This is a genomic window from Dysgonomonas sp. UBA7710 (genome assembly GCF_002482385.1).
In the GTDB taxonomy this organism is placed as follows: domain Bacteria; phylum Bacteroidota; class Bacteroidia; order Bacteroidales; family Dysgonomonadaceae; genus Dysgonomonas.
The window spans coordinates 34,245-57,315 of record NZ_DLFW01000044.1 but is presented as its reverse complement, the minus strand read 5'-3'; the positions used below and the strand labels follow the sequence as shown (position 1 = coordinate 57,315).

At 35.3% G+C, this 23,071-nt stretch carries 23 protein-coding genes; all 23 read left to right on the top strand.

From position 1 onward, the window contains the following. The first annotated feature begins 5 nt into the window (after positions 1-5). Positions 6-1,673, top strand: a complete 1,668-nt coding sequence (locus tag B3317_RS14245) for an AMP-binding protein (protein ID WP_291112758.1) — start codon at positions 6-8, stop codon at positions 1,671-1,673. A 174-nt stretch (positions 1,674-1,847) separates the two neighbouring features. Further along, the gene (locus tag B3317_RS14240; RefSeq protein ID WP_291112756.1) at positions 1,848-2,075 is read left to right on the top strand and encodes a hypothetical protein; all 228 of its coding nucleotides are present in this window, start codon (positions 1,848-1,850) and stop codon (positions 2,073-2,075) included. Between the two features lie 178 nt (positions 2,076-2,253). Further along, on the top strand, positions 2,254-3,117 hold the full coding sequence (locus tag B3317_RS14235) for an ABC transporter permease (RefSeq protein ID WP_291112754.1): 864 nt from the start codon (positions 2,254-2,256) through the stop codon (positions 3,115-3,117). Between the two features lie 15 nt (positions 3,118-3,132). Then, positions 3,133-4,401: an ABC transporter ATP-binding protein gene (locus B3317_RS14230; RefSeq protein WP_291112752.1), complete on the top strand. Its 1,269-nt coding sequence runs from the start codon at positions 3,133-3,135 to the stop codon at positions 4,399-4,401. Positions 4,402-4,459: 58 nt separating this feature from the next. Further along, on the top strand, positions 4,460-5,248 hold the full coding sequence (locus B3317_RS14225; RefSeq protein WP_291112750.1) for an FkbM family methyltransferase: 789 nt from the start codon (positions 4,460-4,462) through the stop codon (positions 5,246-5,248). After that, entirely contained in the window at positions 5,245-6,129 is an 885-nt protein-coding gene (locus B3317_RS14220) for an alpha-1,2-fucosyltransferase (protein ID WP_291112748.1), read from the top strand. Before B3317_RS14225 ends, B3317_RS14220 begins: the two co-directional genes overlap by 4 nt. Next, on the top strand, positions 6,122-7,081 hold the full coding sequence (locus B3317_RS14215; RefSeq protein ID WP_291112746.1) for a glycosyltransferase family 2 protein: 960 nt from the start codon (positions 6,122-6,124) through the stop codon (positions 7,079-7,081). The genes B3317_RS14220 and B3317_RS14215 overlap by 8 nt, the downstream gene beginning before the upstream one ends. 2 nt (positions 7,082-7,083) lie before the next feature. Further along, the gene (locus B3317_RS14210) at positions 7,084-7,947 is read left to right on the top strand and encodes a glycosyltransferase family 2 protein (RefSeq protein ID WP_291112744.1); all 864 of its coding nucleotides are present in this window, start codon (positions 7,084-7,086) and stop codon (positions 7,945-7,947) included. Further along, entirely contained in the window at positions 7,935-8,891 is a 957-nt protein-coding gene (locus B3317_RS14205) for a glycosyltransferase family 2 protein (protein ID WP_291112742.1), read from the top strand. The genes B3317_RS14210 and B3317_RS14205 overlap by 13 nt, the downstream gene beginning before the upstream one ends. A gap of 35 nt (positions 8,892-8,926) precedes the next feature. Next, positions 8,927-9,904, top strand: a complete 978-nt coding sequence (locus B3317_RS14200; RefSeq protein WP_291112740.1) for a glycosyltransferase family 8 protein — start codon at positions 8,927-8,929, stop codon at positions 9,902-9,904. Positions 9,905-9,907: 3 nt separating this feature from the next. Continuing rightward, the gene (locus B3317_RS14195) at positions 9,908-11,794 is read left to right on the top strand and encodes a glycosyltransferase family 2 protein (RefSeq protein WP_291112738.1); all 1,887 of its coding nucleotides are present in this window, start codon (positions 9,908-9,910) and stop codon (positions 11,792-11,794) included. A gap of 4 nt (positions 11,795-11,798) precedes the next feature. After that, positions 11,799-12,740: a glycosyltransferase gene (locus B3317_RS14190; protein ID WP_291112736.1), complete on the top strand. Its 942-nt coding sequence runs from the start codon at positions 11,799-11,801 to the stop codon at positions 12,738-12,740. After that, complete coding sequence (locus B3317_RS14185) at positions 12,737-13,963, top strand: glycosyltransferase (protein WP_291112734.1); 1,227 nt, start codon at positions 12,737-12,739, stop codon at positions 13,961-13,963. Before B3317_RS14190 ends, B3317_RS14185 begins: the two co-directional genes overlap by 4 nt. A 3-nt stretch (positions 13,964-13,966) precedes the next feature. Continuing rightward, positions 13,967-14,770: a glycosyltransferase family 2 protein gene (locus B3317_RS14180; protein ID WP_291112732.1), complete on the top strand. Its 804-nt coding sequence runs from the start codon at positions 13,967-13,969 to the stop codon at positions 14,768-14,770. Beyond that, a complete protein-coding gene (locus B3317_RS14175; RefSeq protein WP_291112730.1) occupies positions 14,763-15,629 on the top strand; it encodes a glycosyltransferase family 2 protein in 867 nt (288 codons plus the stop codon). Before B3317_RS14180 ends, B3317_RS14175 begins: the two co-directional genes overlap by 8 nt. A 92-nt stretch (positions 15,630-15,721) precedes the next feature. Further along, positions 15,722-16,570, top strand: coding sequence for a glycosyltransferase (locus tag B3317_RS14170; RefSeq protein ID WP_291112728.1), 849 nt, complete (start codon positions 15,722-15,724; stop codon positions 16,568-16,570). Between the two features lie 6 nt (positions 16,571-16,576). Continuing rightward, positions 16,577-17,446 (top strand): hypothetical protein, encoded by an 870-nt coding sequence (locus B3317_RS14165; RefSeq protein ID WP_291112726.1) that lies wholly within the window; start codon positions 16,577-16,579, stop codon positions 17,444-17,446. Between the two features lie 46 nt (positions 17,447-17,492). Next, positions 17,493-18,614: a DegT/DnrJ/EryC1/StrS family aminotransferase gene (locus B3317_RS14160; RefSeq protein WP_291112724.1), complete on the top strand. Its 1,122-nt coding sequence runs from the start codon at positions 17,493-17,495 to the stop codon at positions 18,612-18,614. After that, positions 18,611-19,306 (top strand): WbqC family protein, encoded by a 696-nt coding sequence (locus B3317_RS14155; RefSeq protein WP_291112722.1) that lies wholly within the window; start codon positions 18,611-18,613, stop codon positions 19,304-19,306. The genes B3317_RS14160 and B3317_RS14155 overlap by 4 nt, the downstream gene beginning before the upstream one ends. Before the next feature lie 11 nt (positions 19,307-19,317). Continuing rightward, positions 19,318-19,536, top strand: a complete 219-nt coding sequence (locus B3317_RS14150; RefSeq protein WP_291112720.1) for a YdeI/OmpD-associated family protein — start codon at positions 19,318-19,320, stop codon at positions 19,534-19,536. 9 nt (positions 19,537-19,545) lie between these two features. Further along, the gene (locus B3317_RS14145; protein WP_291112718.1) at positions 19,546-20,499 is read left to right on the top strand and encodes a hypothetical protein; all 954 of its coding nucleotides are present in this window, start codon (positions 19,546-19,548) and stop codon (positions 20,497-20,499) included. A 146-nt stretch (positions 20,500-20,645) separates the two neighbouring features. Beyond that, positions 20,646-22,169, top strand: a complete 1,524-nt coding sequence (locus tag B3317_RS14140) for a TlpA family protein disulfide reductase (RefSeq protein ID WP_291112717.1) — start codon at positions 20,646-20,648, stop codon at positions 22,167-22,169. Positions 22,170-22,192: 23 nt separating this feature from the next. Next, positions 22,193-23,071, top strand: coding sequence for a glycosyltransferase (locus B3317_RS14135; RefSeq protein ID WP_291112716.1), 879 nt, complete (start codon positions 22,193-22,195; stop codon positions 23,069-23,071).

The window sequence follows — 23,071 nt, the reverse complement described above, 5'->3', positions numbered from 1 at the left end:
TTTTCATGATTAAAGAGAACCTGATCGATTTATACGCCAATAGCTTCAAAAACAACTGGGAACTAAAAGGATTATCCGATTATTCAGAACAAAAAACACTATACTACAAAGACTTAGCTTATGAAATAGCCCGTATACATATTATACTGGAAGAAGCTCAAATAAAGAAAGGTGATAAAATAGCCCTTATCGGGAAAAATAATATACCTTGGTGTGTCACCTACCTGGCTGTTATTACATACGGCGGCATCATAGTACCTATATTACAGGATTTTCATGCCGACAGCGTACAGCATATTATAAATCATTCTGAAGCCGTCCTCCTGTTTTCGAGTAGCCAGATATGGGATTCTTTGGACGAAGACCATCTGCCCAAAATACGAGGGGTCTTCTCGGTGAACGACAACAGTTATAAATGCCTCCACGAACAGAAAGGTGAAAAATTATCATTTATTGTCGATTCATTAGACGAAAAAATGGAAAAGAAATATCCTGACGGATATAAGAAAGACGACATTAAATATGCCAAAGTAGACAACTCGGAACTTGTACTCATTAACTATACCTCAGGCACAACAGGATTTAGTAAAGGAGTTATGCTTTCGGCGAACAACCTTGCCGGGAATATCACACATGCCCATTATCTGAAGCTTTTATTCAGGGGGCAAAATATAGTATCATTCCTGCCTTTGGCCCATGCCTATGGCTGTGCTTTCGAATTCCTTTATTCCCTCACCGAAGGTTCTCATACAACCTTATTAGGGAAAGCGCCTTCTCCGAAGATACTGGCAGAAGCCTTTGCTGAGATAAAGCCCCATCTGATTATTTCCGTACCCTTGGTTATAGAAAAAATATACAAGAAGTCCATCCTCCCGAAGATAGAAAAGCCTGCTATTAAAATGGCTCTGAAAATACCAATTGTAAGAGACCAGATATATTCAAAAATACGAAAAGGCATGATGGAAGGGCTGGGAGGCAACTTCCATGAGGTTATCATCGGCGGGGCCGCTTTAAACAAAGAAGTGGAAACCTTTCTACACAAAATAAAATTCCCGTTCACCGTAGGTTATGGAATGACCGAATGCGCACCGCTTATTTCATACGACCACAATTATGATTTTATCCCGACCTCATGCGGCAAGATATTGGATAATATAATGGAGGTGAGAATTGATTCCGACGATCCTTACAATACAGTGGGCGAAATACAGGTCAGAGGAGAAAATGTAATGATGGGATACTATAAAAATGAAGAGGCAACCAAAGCTACATTTACCGAAGACGGATGGCTGCGAACAGGCGATTTGGGCACTATAGACAGCAACAACAGGATATTTATCAGAGGACGCAGCAAAACAATGTTATTGGGTCCGAGCGGACAAAACATATTCCCCGAGGAGATAGAAGCCCGGTTGAACAATATGCCGTTTGTACTCGAAAGCCTTATTGTTGAAAGAAACGGCAAACTAGTAGCACTGACGCATCCCGATTATGAAACAATGGACGCCGCACACGTTGAACAGGAAATGCTTCCGGCTATTATGGAAGAAAACAGACAGAACCTGAACAAACAGTTGGCAAGCTATGAAAACATAACGGCAATACAGATATACCCGAGTGAATTTGAGAAAACTCCTAAAAAAAGCATAAAAAGATATCTATATGAAAACTAAACAGTTATTTCATAAGATCAGCCTTAAATGCATAATTTTGGAAGAAAATAAGAAAAACACTAAAAAAAACATAATTATGCTATACAACATGTAAAGAAATATATATATCTTTGCATCGTGTTATCAGAAATAACTCAAATACATTTACCGTTTAAGTTTTAATAGAAAAGAAAAATGAAAAAATTAGTATTATTTGCTGTTGCTGTTATTGCAATCTCTTTCGCATCATGTGGTAATAAAGCTGCTGAAGAAGCTAAAGCTAAAGCTACTGCTGACTCAATCGCTGCAGTTCAAGCTGCTGAAGAAGCTGCTGCTAAAGCTAAAGCTATCGAAGATTCAATCGCTGCTGCTACTAAAGCTATTGAAGATTCAATCGCTGCTGCTACTGCTCCAAAGAAATAATCCGAGCTATAACAGCCAAAGATTACAGAAGCCTGTATGAGTAAAACTCATATAGGTTTTTTTTATTAACTATTTATCGGTAATATTCACAATCAAAGGCTACTATTATAATAAATAATTGAGTAAAAATAGCTATCTTTGCACGCTGGGCAATAGGACACAAACAAAAGCATAATAAATGGAATCTGAAAAAGAGCATTGGGATATAATAATAAAACCTCGTGATAACAGCTTCTCTCTGAATCTCGGTGAGACATGGAAGTATAGAGACCTCATAAAGAGATACATACACCGTGACATCGTAACAGCATATAAGCAAACGGTCTTAGGACCTATATGGTACATTATCCAACCATTGTTTACAACAATCATGTACATGTTCGTATTTGCAGGAATCGCGAACATTCCGACAGACGGCCTACCCCAGCCTTTGTTCTACTTATCCGGGATATTGATATGGAACTATTTCGCAGAGTGCCTGGGAAGGGCTCAGGGGACATTCCTCAGCAATGCAGGTGTTTTCAGCAAAGTATATTTTCCCCGGATGGTGGTGCCTATTTCGGGTGCAATATCCACAATGTTGAAACTAGCTATCCAGGTTGCTACCTTTGCAGTAATATACCTATATTTTTATTATGCTAAAGGAATAGATATCTCACCCAACATATATATATTATTATTCCCGCTTCTGATATTAATGACAGCATGTTTTGCCATAGGTACAGGCATTATCATCTCTTCTATGACAACAAAATACAGGGATATGGGCATCCTTATTAGCTTTCTGGTTTCGTTGTGGATGTATATAACTCCTATAATATACCCTTTGTCGGTAATGTCGGAGAGATATAGCGAATACAAATGGATTATTGCATTGAATCCCTTAACTCCTATTGTAGAGACCTTCAGATTTGCCACGATGGGAACAGGAGAGTTTTCGTGGGCTTCACTTGCATATAGCTTTGGTGTTACCGTGGTTGTATTGATTGCCGGAATTGGGGTCTTTAATAAAGTGGAAAGAAACTTTATAGATGTAGTATAATAAAAAAAACAGAAAATGTCGAATATAGCAATAAAGTTTGAAAATATATCAAAACAATATCGTCTTGGGGTGGTCGGTACGGGAACTATCAGCCATGACCTGAACCGCTGGTGGCATCTTGTAAGAGGAAAAGAAGATCCGTACCTTAAAGTAGGCGAGGTTAATGACAGAAGTTCGAAAGCTATAAGCCAATATGTATGGGCGTTGAAAGATATCAATTTTGAAGTTGAACAAGGGGATGTGGTCGGTATCATAGGGCGGAATGGAGCCGGAAAATCTACCCTTTTGAAATTATTGTCGCGTGTAACTACTCCTTCGACAGGGATAATTAAAGCAAAGGGACGAATTGCATCTCTATTAGAGGTAGGTACAGGTTTTCACCCTGAGCTGACCGGACGGGAAAATATCTACATGAATGGCACTATCATGGGTATGACCAAACATGAAATAACGAGAAAACTGGATGAAATAATAGACTTTGCAGGCGTGGAAAAATATATAGATACCCCTGCAAAAAGATATTCTTCCGGGATGACTGTACGCTTAGGCTTTGCTATCGCCGCATATCTCGAACCTGAGATCCTGGTAGTGGATGAGGTATTGGCTGTTGGGGATGCTGAATTTCAGAAGAAGGCGATTGGGAAAATGCAGGATGTATCGAGAGGAGAAGGGAGAACTGTGTTGTTTGTGAGCCATAACCTAGATTCAATAAAAAGATTATGCAAAAAAGGTATTCTCTTAAAAAATGGAACCTTATATAAGTCCGGCAATATAGATGATATCTTAGAAACATATATCACAGAAGGAAAGAATATTAGTATTGCTCAATTTAACAAACAAATTGATGAAAATCTAATAATAGAATCCGCTCACATAGCAAATGAGAACGGTGAAATGTCCAGCGAAATACTAACAGGGGAAAAATGGAGCGTTATTTTAAAATTTAAAGTTACTCATGGTAATCTGAAAAATGTCATTTTTGCCTGTGGACTTTGTACGGCTTTAGATACTCCTATAAGTACCACTTGGTCTGCACCTCAATTTCTAAATGAAGGTGAGTACCAAATAGAATTCCTAAGCAATGAAATATTCTTACAAAGAGGGGTTTATAAAATAGTCGTCGGTATATCGAGAGGAATGGATGAAAGCCTTTTCTATAATGATTCTTCTTTACAATTTGAAATTGTATTGCTCCATAAGGAGATTAATGAACAGATGATGAAAGTGGATGGTACGACCGGACTTTTGATAAATCAGTTAAGTGTTGATATAATGAAATTATAAATATGTAATTCCAAATTACTTAAAGCAAATATTATTAAAAATAATAGTCTATAATGAGATGAAAGATTTTATAAAAAAGATTATCGGAGAAAAAAACATTCATAAAATAAAAAATAAAATAAGAGAGAGAGAAGAATTGAATAGACAAAAGTCCGAAATAATAAAAAGAGCTGACTTTTACAGTCAATTTGTATCCAAAAATGATTTATGTTTTGATGTTGGAGCAAATATAGGTAATAGAGTTGAACCGCTGTTGAAACTAGGTGCGAAAGTAGTAGCAATAGAGCCCCAAGAATCTTGCTATCTAATATTAGAAAAAAAATTTGGACATAAGATAACTATTGTAACAGAAGGAGTTGGAGCTGAAGAAAGTGAAAAAGATTTTCACATATCTAATGCGAACACAATATCCTCATTCTCTGAAGATTGGATAAAATCCGTAAAAGATGGACGTTTCAAAGAATATAATTGGAATAAAACTGTAAAAACAAAAATTACAACATTGGATAACATTATAAAAAAATTTGGCACCCCTGTTTTTATCAAAATTGACGTTGAAGGGTATGAACTCGAAGTATTAAAGGGTTTATCATCTATTATTAAGTATATATCTTTTGAATATACTGTTCCGGAACAAACAACAAAAGCATTAAATTGTATAAAAAGACTAGAGTCATTAAACAAATCTGTCGAATTTAACTATTCAGTAGGAGAATCAATGAAACTAGAGAATTCTATATGGTATAATGTTGAAGATATGTGTAACCTGGTGCAATCAAAAGATTTTCTAAACACAGAATTCGGAGACATATATGTACGTAATCAGCTTGCTAAATCCATAGAATGAAAATTGTAAAACTACAAGGTGGATTAGGGAATCAAATGTTTCAGTATGCAGTTGCAAGAGCATTGGAAATACACAAAAAGAAAAATATACTTTTTGATCTTTCTTTTTTGAGAGCCCATAATGAATCTACCGAGGATTTTACAGCTCGCGATTTTGAACTACCTATATTTAAAAACCTGAGATCAAAAAAACTGAATGGCATACAAGAAAAAATCTTATTTTCTGATAGAATACGGTATAAATATCTGAGAAGAATTCTTAATATAAAGATAATTCGAATAAATCAGCAGGAAAATGAATTCGTAGATATACCATCGAATATAAAAGACATATATTTAAATGGCTATTTTCAGTCTGAGAAATACTTTAAACAAATTAGAGCTGATTTAACTAAAGACTTTGAATTTCCTCTGTTAGATAAAAAAAATGAAACATTAAAGAATATAATTCTTGACAGAAATTCTGTAAGTATCCATATACGCCGGGGAGATTATATTTCCCTGAAAAGTGTAAATGCTTATCATGGCATTTTAAATTTGCATTATTATATAGAATCTATTAAACGGTTAGAAAAAGAAACAAAAGAACCATTATCTTTTTATCTATTCTCGGATAATCCTGAATATGTTAAAGAGAATTTCTCTTTTCTCCCCGACATGCAAGTTATTGATTGGAATACGGGTAAAGACAGTTGGAAGGACATGGCGCTTATGCAGGCCTGCCGGCACCATATTATTGCAAACAGCAGTTTTAGTTGGTGGGGAGCATGGTTATCCGAAAGGGATGGGATTTCTTTTGCCCCAATGCAATGGTTTGGAGATACAGTTAAGTATAATATAAATGATATAGTACCATCAGATTGGATTATAGTAAATGAATAATACGTTAGTTTCCATCATAATGCCAGCATATAATTCCGAATTATATATCGCTGATTCAATAGAGTCGGTGGTAAAACAATCATATCACAATTGGGAATTGATAATTGTTGATGATGGCTCTACTGATAAAACAAAAGAGATTATAAAATGCCATCAGGAAAAAGACAATCGCATACAGTATTTCTATCAGGAAAATGCGAGACAGGCGAAAGCTAGAAATTTTGGAATAAAGTATAGTAAAGGCGAACTTTTAGCTTTTCTGGACTCTGATGATCTTTGGCTTCCTCAAAAGCTTGAACTATCCCTAAAGGAATTCTATTCTGGCAATCAGGATGTTCTTTTTACAAATGCTTATATTTTCAGTGATAACAATCAATTGTCGAATCTGGAAATACTCCGCGATATGAAGATTATCCCCGGAGAATATAAGGGTGACAACGGACTATCTTCGTTTCTATGGCAGAATCAAGTCCCTATATTGACTGTTATTGCAAAAAAAGAGGCCATCATTGAAGTTGGAGGATTTAATGATGAGAATAAGTTTGGTACTGAAGATTACGAATTATGGTTGGAGCTTCTAGCAAATGGCTATGTAATCAGAGGAGTTAATATAACACTATCGCTATATAGAATTCACCCGAATTCTACGACTTCGACAAATAACATGAACATCAATGTAGTAAAAATGTTCCATATTTTCTTTGATAAATATCCAGAGATAAGGAACATATATAAAGAACAAATTATTAACTGGCTTTATAAGTGTTTAGAGACTGCAAGCAATAAGATCCAAATTTATACAGTTTTTTGCAGGAGTAGTCTAAAAAAACTCTCTATTAAAATAAATTATTTTATATTATTATATTTGTATTTAAGGCGAGACACACTTTCTCTGAATTCTCATAAAAGAATATTAAAGATACAATTGGACAAACAAATAAAGTACCATTAAGCATGGCTAAAGTATCTGTTATAGTACCTTGTTACAATCAGGCACAATATCTACCGGAAGCATTACAATCCGTATTAGACCAGTCTTTTTCCGATTGGGAATGCATAATAGTAAATGATGGCTCACCAGATAATACCGAAGCTGTCGCTCATGAATGGTGTGATAAAGACTGCCGGTTTAAATATTTGAAAAAGGAAAACGGAGGTTTAAGTTCTGCCAGAAATGCAGGAATAAGTATGGCTGAAGGAGAATGGATACTTCCCCTCGATGCAGACGATAAAATTGGTAAAGAATATATATCATTAGCTCTTGATGCTATAAAATACAATCCGGATATTGGAATTATATATGCAGATGCATTCTTGTTTGGAGAAAAAGATGGCAAATGGAATCTACCAAAATATAATTATAGAGATATTTTGAAGTTAAATATGATATACTGTTCTGCATTTTATAAAAAAGAAGATTGGATTATAACTGGAGGTTATGATATCAATTTGATTCATGGTTGGGAAGACTGGGAATTCTGGGTACATTTACTTAGTACAACACAAAAAAAAGTGCTGAAACTTCCGTATATCGGCTTCTATTACAGAATAAAAGAAAATTCAATGATAGAGTTCCTCAAAAAAGATAATAATAAACAACAAGAAATCAATGTGTATGTACAAAAAAAGCATTTAGATATTTATATAAAGGAATTTGGTACATATCAAGAGATACTAAGTGTAAATGATTGGTTAATATCATGTAATAATGCCTTATCACATAAGGTTTATCGATACGAAAATTTTATACCTATCAAGATTCTAAAAGTATTGCAATCTTCGTGCAAACGCATATTTGATAAAAAATGGTTTCAGTAATCCTCCCCAACTACAATCATGCGCCTTTCTTAAAGCAACGCATTGACAGTATTTTGAATCAAACTTTTCAAGATTTTGAACTGATAATATTGGATGATTGTTCAACAGATAATAGCAGAGAGATTATAGAATTATATAGAAATCAGCCAAAAGTCAGCCATATTATCTATAATACGATTAATTCAGGCTCGACTTTTAAACAATGGAATAAAGGCTTTGAACTGGCAAAAGGTGAATATATCTGGATTGCAGAAAGTGATGATTACGCAGACATTACATTTTTGGAAAAATTAACGAAAGCTATAGAAGAAAATAACAATACAGCGATAGCTTATTCGACCTCTTACTTTGTAAACGAAAAGGGGAAAATTTTCAGAGACGGATTACGCAGCGAACCATACTTGAAAGCCAAAGCCAGAGGGATGCTATATAAAGTATATAACGGTGTCGATTATATAAAGAAACATCTGATAGACAATAACGATATCTATAATGCCAGTTCAGCAATATTCAAGAAATCTTTTTTAAGTTCCATATCACAAGAATATATGAACTATAAATCATGTGGTGATAATTTGTTTTGGATCGAATTAGCTGCACAAGGGAAAGTAATATATTATTATGAAAATCTTAATTATTTCAGACAACATAATTCCAAAGTAACACCAAAATCCCTGAGCGGAGGGCTATTGTTTGAAGAAGAATTAAAAATATTCCATTACAACATAAAGAAAAGATATATCTACTGGGCAAATAAACTATTCGTTATAGGGCGTTATCTGGATTGGATGAATACTGTACATTTCGACCCGGATGAAAAAAAATACGAATTGATGGCAATGTGGAAAAAACAAACTTCATTTCCTGCTTTATCCCTGAGATTATATCAAATGAAAGAATGTTGGTTTCGGATAAAATTCAAATTTATTCGTATCTTTAATTAAAAAGAATAATAAATCAGATTTCAAATAATAAAAGAATGATACATATAGCCTGTGGTTTGGATAACAATTATGCGCCATATTGCACAATTCTTCTGTATTCGATATTAGAGAATAATAAGCAAGATGCTATAACGTTTCACCTCTTAACAAACAATATGAATGAGGTTAACCGTAAAACTATACAGCAAATGGTCGCTGATTATGGGAAAACCGTATTTTTTTATCATATAGACAAAGATTTATTTCAAGATTTCCCTATATCCGGACATATAAACTATGCCACCTACCTGAGACTTCTACTTCCCTCAGTATTACCTGATTTAGATAAAATATTGTATTTGGATTGCGATATGATTGTTGATGGCAATTTAAAAGAGCTATGGGATATTAATATAGAAAACTATGCTATAGCCGGTGTCCGCGATTCCGAAAATGATAATATAAGACTATATAACCGTTTAGGTTACGACCCATCACTGGGATATATCAATGCCGGGGTCCTCCTGATGAATTTAAAGGAGTGGAGAAAGGACAATATCCTTTCGGAAGCAATAAAGAGGATAACTTCTAATCCCAGGAAGTATTGCTATTGGGATCAGGATTTTATCAATGAATTCTATTGTAATAGAAAATTACTTCTTGATTTCAAATTCAATTTAATGGAATTCTTTCTGTTCAGTTATAATAAATTCATAATAAGCCGGAAATATTTCCGCGATATAGAAAGAGCAATCAAAAAGCCAACGATTATCCACTTTTGTGGACATATTAAACCTTGGCATATAGAATATTCTAGCCCTATCAAGTATATTTTTTGTAAGTATGCCGATACACAGCAATATATTTCTGATATTTATACTTATCAACGTTCAAAAAAACAAAGAATAAAAGATAAAATAGGAAATATTATTTATAGAATTGTTTCCCGTCTGAAATTGCCACATGAATTATCTATAGATAAAACATGTGGAAACAGATACAGGGGAGATATATATCATATAGAAGATTTTTGAATTATGCATAAATTCTCCATCATTATCCCTGTACACAACACTACCGATTATCTTTCGCGTAGTATAGGAAGTGTATTATCACAATCGGTTCCGGATTTTGAATTAATCCTTATTAATGATGGCAGTAGTGACAATTCAGGTGAAATCTGTGAGAATTATGCGAAGCTAGATAATCGGATCAAAGTTTTCCATCAGGAAAATAAAGGGGTAAGTTCGGCTCGTAATCTCGGACTGAAAGTCGCTTCTGGCGAATGGATTCTATTTGTCGATGCTGATGACTGGGTAGAACCGGTATGGTTGGAAACTCTCTCTAAAAAAATCAAATTATTCGATTTGGATTTATATACCTTCGGTTATCGACGGATCAGTAATCAATCTGTAGAATACATCCACTTACCACCATATACAGTAGAGAACAATCACAACTTTGTTAAAACGCCATATTATAAACATTCTGTATGGGCGTATGCATTCAGAAACTCTATAATACAAAAATATAATATAATATTTCCGGATAAATTAAAATATTCGGAAGATCAGGCCTTTTTACTCAAATATATATCAAAGTGTGATAAAGTTGTATCATTGAATAAAGTATTATATAACTATTATAATAGCCCGGATTCCGTTGTGAATAAACCAATCAGCATACACAGCAGTATATGCAATATATGGGCCGCAAATGATTTTCTTGAGTATAGTAAATCCAATAATATCCCCCAATCATTTTACGCACATCCGGTAAAGCAGCTCTATGATGATTTTTTCATGTATTTGTCGATGATCCCGGATGTAAATAAAAGAGAAGCGCAAAAAGAATATAAAAAAGGATATAAAGAAACATTAAGACTATATCCAGCATTTCAGAAATACCGCTATTACAAAATAGCATATAATAACCTATCTCTTCCACAAACTCTTTTACGAAGAAAGAATAAATTAAAAAATATTAAGAATAAATTCAATATATTTTCCAAGTTAAAACAAATAATCCATAACACCCTGTATATTGACCAGATTGTCAGAGGAATCGTTTATGATGAAATTCAACGCGATAAAGACATCACCAAAATTGAGCGATATAAATATTTAGCAGAAGAAAGTGACAAGATAGGTATTACAACAGAAAAGCACATTGATAATGAAATTATCGTATCACTAACCAGCTACGGACGAAGGATTCATGAAGTATATCTCACCATCGAAAGTATAATGCGCCAAACAGTAAAACCCAATAAAATAATTCTTTGGTTAGCTGAAGATGAGTTTACGACAGATACTATACCCGTTTCTCTTAAAAGGCTCGAAAAAAGGGGGCTTACCATCGGGTTTTGCGAAGATATAAAGTCCTATAAAAAACTTGTACCGGCATTACGAAAATATCCGGATGATATTATCATTACAGTCGACGACGATGTCCTCTACAATTATGATTTAATCGAAAACTTGATGAATTCATATAAAAAAAATCCAAAAGTTATACATTTCTGTAGAGGATCTAGAATAAAAATTCATGAAGATGGCACTTTATATGGCTACACACAATGGGATTCTCCCGTTAAAGACTCATATATAAACAAATTAAATTTCCCAACAGGAGTTGGGGGGATTTTATATCCTCCTGATTGTTTTCACAAGGATGTTACAAATGAAAAACTATTCATGACTCTCTGTCCCACAGCTGATGATGTTTGGTTTAAAGCAATGTCTCTTCTAAAAATGACCTATGCAAAAAAGGTATATACCCAAAACATAAAAGGCGTGGATTATACTATATTAAATAATGATATGCAAAGTGAAACAGCATTGTGGAATATCAATGTTACAAAAAATGATGAACAAATAAAAGCTGTCTTTTCCAAATACGATATATATAAATTATTGAAATAAAAATATGCTGGCACCCATAGTCCTTTTTGTATACAACAGACCTTCTAAAACAAAAGAAACGTTGGAAGCGTTAGCCAGTAACACATTGGCTGAAGAATCTGTTCTATACATATTCTCCGATGGCCCCAAAAAGGATGCAGACCTCATCATGCAGAAGGAGATAACTGAAACAAGAAGAGTTCTCAGGCAAAAGCAATGGTGTCGCCAGGTCCATATCTTCGAATCAGAAAAGAACAATGGCCTTGCAAATTCTATCGAGGATGGAATAACCCGAATAGTTAATCAATATGGCAAAGTGATTGTACTGGAAGACGACATCGTTACATCCCCTTATTTTCTCACATATATGAATGCGGCACTGGATTTATATGAAAAAGAAGATAAAGTAATGCACATATCAGGATTTGTTCCTGTTACAACAGGAGCAAATAAATTACCCGAAACATACTTTTTACGCTTTATGAGTTGCTGGGGATGGGCTACATGGAAAAGGGCATGGGATAAACGTATCACAGACATACCTTATTTATACAAAAGCCTACCCGTTCGTTCAGATTTTCACGATTTCAATCTAAATGGTTCTATCAACCAATTCTCCCAGATTGAACAAAACTATGAAGGTACACTAAAAACATGGGCTATAAAATGGTATGCTACTATTTTTATAAATAACGGGCTATGCCTATATCCCCATAAATCGTTAGTCGATAATATAGGAGTCGATGGAAGTGGAACAAACAGTATAGCTCTGGATAACCGATATAATGTAGACTTAGCTGGTTCTATTGTTGTAAAAAAAATACCTATTAAAGAAAATAAGTATGCAAAAAAATATTTACAACGGTTTTATATCTATGGAAAAGATTCTTCTTGGGAAAAAAGGCTGAAAAGATATCTGAAAAGTACTTCTCTCCATTATATCTATAAAAATATACGTTATAAATGAAAATCACCCATATATCAACAGGAATAACAGGTGGCGGTGCAGGAATCGCCGCACTCAGGCTCCACCAGCATCTGATGAAGGAACCGGATATACAGTCCGAGTTCATTCAGCGCTTCCATGTCGATCCTGAATTTGCGGCTGCAAACAATATTCGTACAGTCGGCACAGGGCGTTCCCTTATAATAAGGGCATTGAAAAAATATAATCTCCATACAGAACACTTCCATTGGGTAAAACTAAATAAATACCCTAAAAATTATGAAATTGCTACTTTTGCAACGACATCATACAGGCTAGAACAACTGCCCATCATAAAAGATGCCGACATCATCCATTTACATTGGATTTCGGAATTTCTCAATTATCCTACTTTCTTTAAAAACATACAGCAGCCCATCGTATGGACACTACATGACATAAATCCTTTTATGGGCATGTTTCATTTCGAATCGGACAGAATAAAGAATATCGGCACGTACGGCAAAATGGATGCCAAAGTAAAAAGGATAAAGACAAAAGCGATAAACCAAAACGATAATATCCATGTAGTTTGTTTATCGGAATGGATGAAGAAAAAGTCGGAAGTGAGTGCTGCTCTGGGACGTTATCCTCATTATCTGATACCCAACGGGCTCGATTTTTCAAATTATCCGGTTATAGATAAAACTTATGCAAAACAAGAGGCAGGAGTCAACAATGGTCTGAAAACCCTCATTATAGTAGGTGCACATCTGAATAATATACAAAAAGGGTTCCCGATGTTTTTTGATACTATTAATAAGATCGAGCGTAGCGATTTTCAGGTAATATCAGTAGGCGAGCTACCCGAAAACATGAAAATACGGGCCGGCATCAACCATATCCATTTCGATAAAATAACAGATATATCAGCACTCAATCTCTTATACTCTGCCGCTGACCTTACTGTTATACCATCTAAAGAGGACAACCTTCCCAATGTCATGCTGGAGTCTTTTGCTAACGGCACTCCCGTCATGAGTTTCAGCAACGGAGGTATGGCAGAACATGTAAAAACCGGGGAAAACGGAATACTACTCTCCGAAATAGGGATAGAAGCTTTAACCATAGGAATTAACGATTTCTTAAATAATAAATATATCTTTGAGAGAAAAGGGATCAGATATTATGCAATCAATACATTCCCGGATACGTTACAAACCCAAAAGTATATACAGTTATATAAAGACATATTGAATAAATAGAATATGAAACTATCCATTATAACAATTAATTTCAATAATGCTGTCGGATTGGAAAAGACAATCGAAAGCATTGTATGTCAAAGAAACGCTGGCTTTGAATATATTGTTATTGATGGTAATTCCAGTGATAATAGTGTTAGTATCATAACAAAACATGCAGACAGGATAAACTATTGGATAAGTGAGCCCGATTCCGGAATATACAATGCTATGAATAAAGGAATTAAGCAGGCTAACGGAGAATATGTATTATTTATAAACAGCGGCGATACGATCAGGCCGGATGCCGATTTGAATGAGGTCATCGACAAATTATCGGGGGAGGATATAATCTATTACAACCTCGAAATCGCAGATGCAAACAGGCATAGTTACATAAAGACTTATCCGGACAATCCTGATTTTAAATATTTTGCCGAAGATACTCTGCCACATACGGCCTCTTTCATAAAAAAAGAAACACTTGTCAATTATGGCTATTATTCCGAAAAAATGAAAATAGTATCCGACTGGGCTTTTTTTATCGATGCTGTTTGCCTGATTAATTGCCGGTATAAACATATAAACAGTTACTTTTCGACATTCTATATAGATGGCATCAGCTCCGATATACAAAACAGAAGAATACTGCTGGACGAACGTAACAGACATATAGAATTATCATATCCGTTATATAATAATATATATAAAGACTGGATGGAAAAAAAGCAAGAAATATATAAACTTAAAACTGCAATAAGCGTAAAACTTTTGAAGAAATTAGGATTTCTAAAGTGGTTTAATATATACGAAAAAGACAATGGATAAACCAGTTGTATCAGTTATAGTGCCTTGTTACAATCAGGCGCAATATTTACCCGAAACACTACAATCTGTCCTTGAACAGAAATTTCAGGACTGGGAATGTATTGTAGTAAATGACGGTTCACCCGACAACACCGAAGAAGTGGCTCAAATATGGTGTAAAAAAGATTCCCGTATAAAATACCTGAAAAAAGAAAACGGAGGATTAGCCGAAACCCGGAACTATGGAATAATGCATGCAGAAGGAGAGTTTATCCTTCCGCTGGATTCCGATGATAAAATATCCCCGGAATATATGGAAGAGGCAGTATGTACATTCCGGGAACAACCGGACACGAAAGTAATTTATTCGAACCGCATCCTGTTTGGGGCCCGGAATGAAAAACAAACACCACCTCCGTTCAGGTTCGAGGATATGCTGACAGAAAACAGAATCCCTCCTGCCGGTTTCTTCAGGAAAACCGACTTTCTGAAGACACAGGGATATAACAAAAATATGGCGACGCAAGGCCTTGAAGACTGGGACTTCTGGCTATCTATAATTCAACCTGCCGATAAAGTAATAAAACTGGATGGATACCATTTCCTTTACCGGATAAAAGATGTTTCAATGCTGACATCGATAACAAAAGAACAAAATGAGCGGTTATTACTCGAAATCTTCAGGAATCACCTACCTTTGTACCTTGAATATTTCAATCCGATAAGAGACCATATTGAAGCAACCTACTATAAAAGGGAAGCAGGTTTGTACAAAAACTCAATAGAATATAAGATAGGAGACTTTTTTTTATCTCCCGTCAAATACATAAGGAAAGTATTCCGAAGGATCTTTTCCGGGGAAAAAACTAATGCAAACTAAGGTCACAGACCTATTTATTACTTTGATATGTATAACCACAATAGGCAATTATGTTATAAAAACGCATCATATAATACTTTCTTTTACCTATAATGAAAATAAACGTCATACTAATCACATATAATCAGGCTGCATATATGCCTCAGACGCTCGAAAGCATACTGATGCAGGAGACTGTGCATGATGTAGAGATTATTGTGGCCGATGATTGTTCTTCCGACAACACGGTGGATATCATAAAAGAATACGAAAGTAAGACTCAATTCAAGTTCACATACCTTCAAAAGTCTCATAATGTAGGCTATAATAAAAATTACCAGCAAGCCTTTGCCGCCTGTACGGGGGATTATGTCGCTATTATGGAAGGAGATGATTATTGGCTGAAACCAAATCATTTACAGAATCACATAGATCATCTCGAAGCGTATGCAAAATCTTCGATGAGTTACAACAGGCATTTACGGCTGTTTATCGACCAAAACAGAGAAGAAATATTCGATTGGACAGATAACAAAGATTACAAACTTATTACCACTGAACAACTGGCATTGGAAAACAAAATAGGTAACCTGTCTTGTTGCGTTTTCAGAGGTAAATATGTGCAAAATCTCGATCCCAAGCTGTTCGATATGGAGATTGCCGATTGGATGCTGGGTATGTATATGGGGCAATTCGGTACTTTGCTCTATCTTGAAGATGTCACTTCCGCTTACCGGATACACGACAACGGACAATGGTCGAAAATGGATGATAAAACACAGTATCTGCGAATCATAGAATTTATAAACGAATACGACAGATACTTCAAGTATAAATATACAGAAGCTTTTACAAAACATAAACGGAGACTGGAAATACTTCTCTATGGCGACAAATCGCTAAAGGGTAAGATAAAAAAAATAATACCTTATTTCATCAAAAAGATTTACCGCCAAATATAAAATACTATGAAAAATCTATTATTATTTATTACTTTTTTAGCTATAATCTTTCCTGTGGATATTTCTGCACAAGGCTACGCTATTGGTACCCAACCTACAATAGGAGAAAGATTTTACCATGTAGGTTCTTTACCTAAAAATGAAACTAAACCTCATGAAAAATTAAAAATTGAAATTTTGGGAGGAAGTCTAGGTTGTATTTATATGGGAGAACAAACATTTATTATATCCACTCGAGATGGACTTAAAATTAACAGAGAGATTCATTATGGAAGTGTCGGTAATTATGAACTTCGTATTTTTGAGATAGAAAATCGATATGACTTTGTTATCGGAACAACTGCTCATTTTTGGACAGCAATATGGATAAAATCATGGTGTATGCGAACAACAAATTTTGAGGGCCGTCCGACCGAATTAACGCCTCTAGTTATTAAGGAATATGATCCAGCAGGGAAAGTAAATGTAACTGATCAGTTTCCTCTTACTACAACTTTAGCGACTACAGATATAGGAAATATTGGTATAGGAACAACAAATCCTCAAGCGAAACTAGATGTTAGAGGTAAAATAATAGCCGATGAGATTGAGATAAAAATAAATAAAGGGGCAGACTTCGTTTTTGATACAGACTATCAACTTAAATCCTTGTCTGAAATAGAAAATTTCATTAATGAGAATAAACATTTACCAAATATTCCCTCTGAAAGAGAAATGCAACAGAATGGATTGAATCTAAATGAAATGCAGATAAAACTCCTCCAAAAAATAGAAGAATTAACTTTGCATGTCATTGACCTTAAAAAAGAGAATGATAGACAAAACGAATGGATTCAGAAGCAAGAAAAAATCATAATGACATTACAGAATAGATAATTATCTTTTATTTATGTACCTGTAATCGATATAAGAAATAAAGATTATGAGCAAACAAATATTTGTAACGCAACCGGCACTACCGCCATTAGAAGAATTTATTCCTTATCTGCAGCAGATATGGGACAATAAGATATTGACTAACAACGGGCCTTTTCATCAACAGTTCGAACAGGAACTGGCCGATTACCTCGGGGTGAAATATATCTCGGTATTCTCTAATGGTACACTGGCTCTAATTACAGCATTACAGGCTCTGCGTATAACGGGAGAAGTAATAACCACGCCGTTCAGCTTTGTAGCAACCACCCATTCCCTTTGGTGGAATAATATCAAACCTGTATTTGTAGACATCGACGATAAATATTACAATATAGACCCCGCAAAGATAGAAGCTGCCATAACACCGCAAACAACAGCGATCATGCCTGTGCATGTATATGGCAATCCTTGTAATGTAGAGGAAATACAACGTATTGCCGATATATACGGCCTGCGTGTAATCTATGATGCAGCCCATGCTTTTTCTGTAAAGAAAGACGGACAGTCGGTGATGAACTGGGGCGACCTTTCAATACTGAGTTTCCATGCCACAAAAGTATATAATACGATTGAAGGCGGTGCGATCGTTTGCCAGGATGAAAAGACCAAGCAACGTATCGACTTACTCAAGAACTTTGGATTCCGCAATGAAACCACCGTCATAGAACCGGGCATCAATGCAAAGATGAATGAGTTGCAAGCCGCTTATGGTTCCCTCCAGCTCAAATATGTAGACAGCTATATAGCCAAACGCCTGGAGTTGGCAAAACTATATGATAGTCTGTTGAAAGATATTCCCGGAGTATCTTATATGGAAGTTGCCAAAGGTGTACAACACACCTACCCGTATTATCCTGTGCGGATCAATACGGCAGAATATGGTATGAGCCGTGATGACCTCTATTTCAAATTACAGGAATATGATATTTTCGGACGCCGGTACTTCTACCCGCTTATCAGCGATTTCCCTACATATAAAGGGTTACCATCCGCAAGCGTAGGAAATCTTCCGGTAGCAGGACAGATTTCGAAAGAAATCGTGTGCCTTCCTATATATGCCAATCTGGAATTTGAAGAAGTACGAAAAATCTGTGATTTGATAAAAAATAAACCTTGGGAGAAATGAAACTGGGGATAATGCAGCCATATTTTCTGCCGTATATCGGATATTTCCAATTATTGAATGCTGTCGACAAATATGTAATTTATGATAATATTCAATATACTAAGAAAGGCTGGATTAACAGGAACAGAATTCTGCAAAACGGCAAAGATTTGATGATTACTATTCCGTTGGAAAAAGACTCGGATTATCTGGATATCAAAGATCGATGTTTATCAGTTGGCTTCGATAAAAAGAAATTATTAAATCAAACAAGAGAATCTTATAGAAAAGCTCCTTATTTTGATATGCTGATGCCTCTAATTGAAAGAATAGTCAATTATGATGATACCAATCTGTTTCACTATATAGATAATTCAATTCGTGAAATATGCAAATATCTTGATATTAAAACAGAAATAATCATATCATCCACCCTTGATATTGACCATTCATTAAAAGGACAGGATAAAGTAATTGCAATTTGTAAGGAGTTGAAAGCTACAGATTATTATAATGCAATCGGGGGACAGGAGTTATATTCTCCCGAAGAATTTAAGAAAGAAAATATAAACCTGTATTTCATTTCTTCAAATCCAATTGAATACAAGCAGTTTGCTAATGAATTTGTACCTTGGCTTTCCATATTGGATGTAATGATGTTCAATTCTTTAGAGAATATACATAAAATATTAGATAATTATAAATTAATATAATCCAGCGATATATGGAAAGAAGTAAAGGTGAAATCATTGTACCGGAAGAACTCATAAAACTTCTTAATGATAATAATGATGAAAAGGAGTTCTTCGAAAGCCTTACAGATGGATATAAACGGGGATATTGTGATTGGATAGGCGGAGCTAAACAACAGGCAACCCGGGAAGTAAGGGCAGGAAAGGCTTTAATTATGTTGAAAAATAAACAGAAAACGCTCAAGACATAACTATATCGAATGAAAGAAATTGGCGGATACTTCGAACTTCAGCTCCGCAAAGGCGAGCATTATCACAAAGGAGCGGTACAGCTGAATACTGCCCGTAATTGCCTTGAATATATTTTGAGAGCAAAAAAGTATAGAAAGATATATATTCCATATCTCAATTCGGAGGTAATATGGGAGCCGATAAGGAAATTAGGCCTCGAATCTGAATTCTATCCTGTTGATTTCAATATAGATCCGATTTTCGATAAGAAACTGGCGGGGGATGAAGTATTCCTTTATTCAGACATATATGGGATCAAATGCAATACTATCGAAAAACTAGTCAGGAGGTTTGGTAAGCAGCTCATTGTGGATAATACCCATGCTTTCTATTCCAAGCCATATGATAGTATAGATACCATTTACTCTCCACGCAAGTTTTTCGGACTACCCGATGGTGCGTACCTTTATACTGATACATTGCTGGATGAAGTATTCGAACAGGATATGGCCATTCCGCATATGACGCACCTGATGAAGCGTATCGAATATGCGAATGCAGGCGCGGCCTATCAGGATTATCTGGACTATTGCGCCAGCCTTATTGATCAGCCGATAAAAAGGATGTCTAATCTGGCAAATGCCTTGCTGGCGAATATAGATTACGAAAATCTGAAACGAAAGCAGATAAGCAACTTTAAGTACCTGCATTCTGTCTTAGGTAAAGACAATATATATGAGTTCGACAATTTCCCCCAAGATACCTGTCCACTCAGCTATATGTTCTATTCGGAAGATCCGGACCTGAGAAAAAAGCTGATAGACAATAAGATTTTTGTATCTACATACTGGAAAGCGACACTGGACTTGGTAGAAAAAGATTCTGCCGAATACAGAATTGTAAATTATCTCTTACCTTTACCTTGTGACCATCGGTATGATGAGGAGGATATGAGAAGAATTGTAGAAGTGATTCGTTCTTAAAAAAGGATTACAGAATAAGAACCCAGATAAGGATTAGCAATACAATCAAAGCTGCCGCAAATGCAGCAGTGACTAAAACTGTAAATTGCAGTTTTTTGGACCTTGTATTTTTGTCTTTTTTTCTCATGGTTAAATATAGTAAAAAAATGATGAATTTCAAAAGTATAATTATATTAACGTTGATAGCTTATGTCTTGTTAATAACCCTCCAAAGTTCGGCACAAGACAAAGGCAATATTCTGCCTAATCCTAAAATAGAAGTTGGTACCGCAAAGTTATCCGGAAAGATAATTAGATTTAATCCGCAAAATAAATCGAAGATCCAACTTACAATTCCAAAACCTATAACATTAGAAATTGACAGAATAGATATAGAAGTAAAAGATGATGGTACTTTTTTAGCTGAAGTACCTCTGGAGATTAATCCGACAATAGGATTCATCTATGCGGATTTTTTTGAAGGTTTTACTCTAAATCTGGAGGTAAATAAGGAGACAAAAATAGTATGCGAAGGGCGAGAATTTAAAACTGTTTCGGGTCCCGATTTTTATACTGAAAACAATAAGCATATTTCTGATCTCTTTATAAAAGCAAGCCAAACTGGCTATCTGTATCGTTTTGCAACCAAAGATAGTCTGAATCGTTACATAGATGATCCGAAAGAAATAAGGCCTATCCTGAAACGTGATTTGCAAAATAGACTCGAAATATTTCAAAACGATACTATCCTTTCAGAAAAAAGCAAAATGTTTCTTAATTATTATATGAAGCTCTTATACTTAGCTACCCCCCTTCAATTTTCACAAGTAGTAGAGGAACTCTACAACTATACCCGGGAAAAAGAAGATACTACTACTATAAAGATTAAGGCACCTGATCTCTCATATTTTACATTCCTCAAAGAATTTGACCTAAATAACCCCCAATATTTGTACAATGAGGTTTACGGCCGGATATTCCAAACCATTTTCAGAATAGAACCTTTTAATACTCCGGAAATTAAAGAAACTCCTATAGAAGAATGGATTACCAATTTTAAAAATATATTTGTGCCTCTGACAGGTATCAATAGAGGTCTCTTTTATGATGTGGCAATTAGTCAGGCATATATCAGCCAATTGACTTATCAGCTGAAACCTCTATCAAACAAACAAATCCAAAATATAAATGAATACTTTGGGAACGCGGAAATAGCAAAAGTTATTCTTCTCAAGAATGAGGAGATTGAAAGACTGACAGCGAATAAGGGTAAGGTTATACTTAATGAAACTCCGTCTGTAGAAAAAGAAAAAATCATAGAGACCATCATCCGGAAATATAAAGGAAAAGCAATCCTTATTGATTTCTGGGCGACGTGGTGTGGCCCTTGCATAGGAGCTATGAAAGAAATGATTCCTCTGAAAAGAGAACTAAATACAAAAGATATTGTATTTGTATATATCACAAACCCTTCTTCCCCTAAGAAATTATGGGACGAGAGAGTGAAAGGGATAGATGGAGAACATTACTACCTGACAAATGAAGAATGGGAGTATATATCTGAGAATATGAATGTGTCAGGAATACCTGCATACCTAATCTATGATAAAGAAGGTAATTTGACTGGAAGATTCACCGGTTATCCGGGAAATAAAAATATGAAAATAAAGCTGGAGGAAGCATCAAAATAAAAAGTTCATTCTAAGCCTATAAAATGGATAAGCAACAAAATATATTGGTCTCCGTTTCCATGATTACCTACAATCATGAGAAGTTTATAGCTGAAGCTATTGAAGGAATAGTGATGCAAAAAACAACCTTTCCCATCGAACTGGTTATCGGCGAAGATTGCAGCACAGATAACACACGGGCCATATGCATTGAATATCAGAAGAAATACCCCGACATTATCCGCCTTAGGTTACCCGAAACCAATCAGGGCATGATGCTTAACTGGATAAACAATATAAACTCCGGACAAGGCAAATACATTGCTCTTTGCGATGGTGACGACTACTGGACCGATCCATATAAACTACAGAAGCAGGTAGACTTTATGGAAGCCAATCCCGGTTTCGCCTTGTGCTCTCATAAGGCCTATACACTACTGTGCGGCGTCCTGGACGAAAATATAGAAATGGAGCGGGATGTATTGACAACAGAAGATCTTATTAGTAAAGACTGGGGACTACTTACGGCCTCTATCCTTTTTCGCAAAGACGCACATAAAACACCCGATTGGTATTACACTGTAAAGAACGGCGACTATGCCCTGCAACTCATTGTTTCCCTGTCAGGTAAAATTAAGTTCCTGCCTGAATATATGGCAGTGTACCGGCAGCATCTGGGGGGAATGTCATCCACATTAAAGCCCTTGAACCAAACCGCATGGATGGTATATTTATTGCATGAGTTTGATAAATACACCTGTCATAAGTATAAAAAGATTGTCAAAGATCGCATAAGAAGGATGTACCGTATACAGATATACTATGCCAAGGGCTACAGCCTCAGAAAAGCCGCTGCTGTTCTCACTTTGTTTCAGAAATTATCCTTTATCAATCCGTTCCTTATAGAATCGCAACGTAAATAA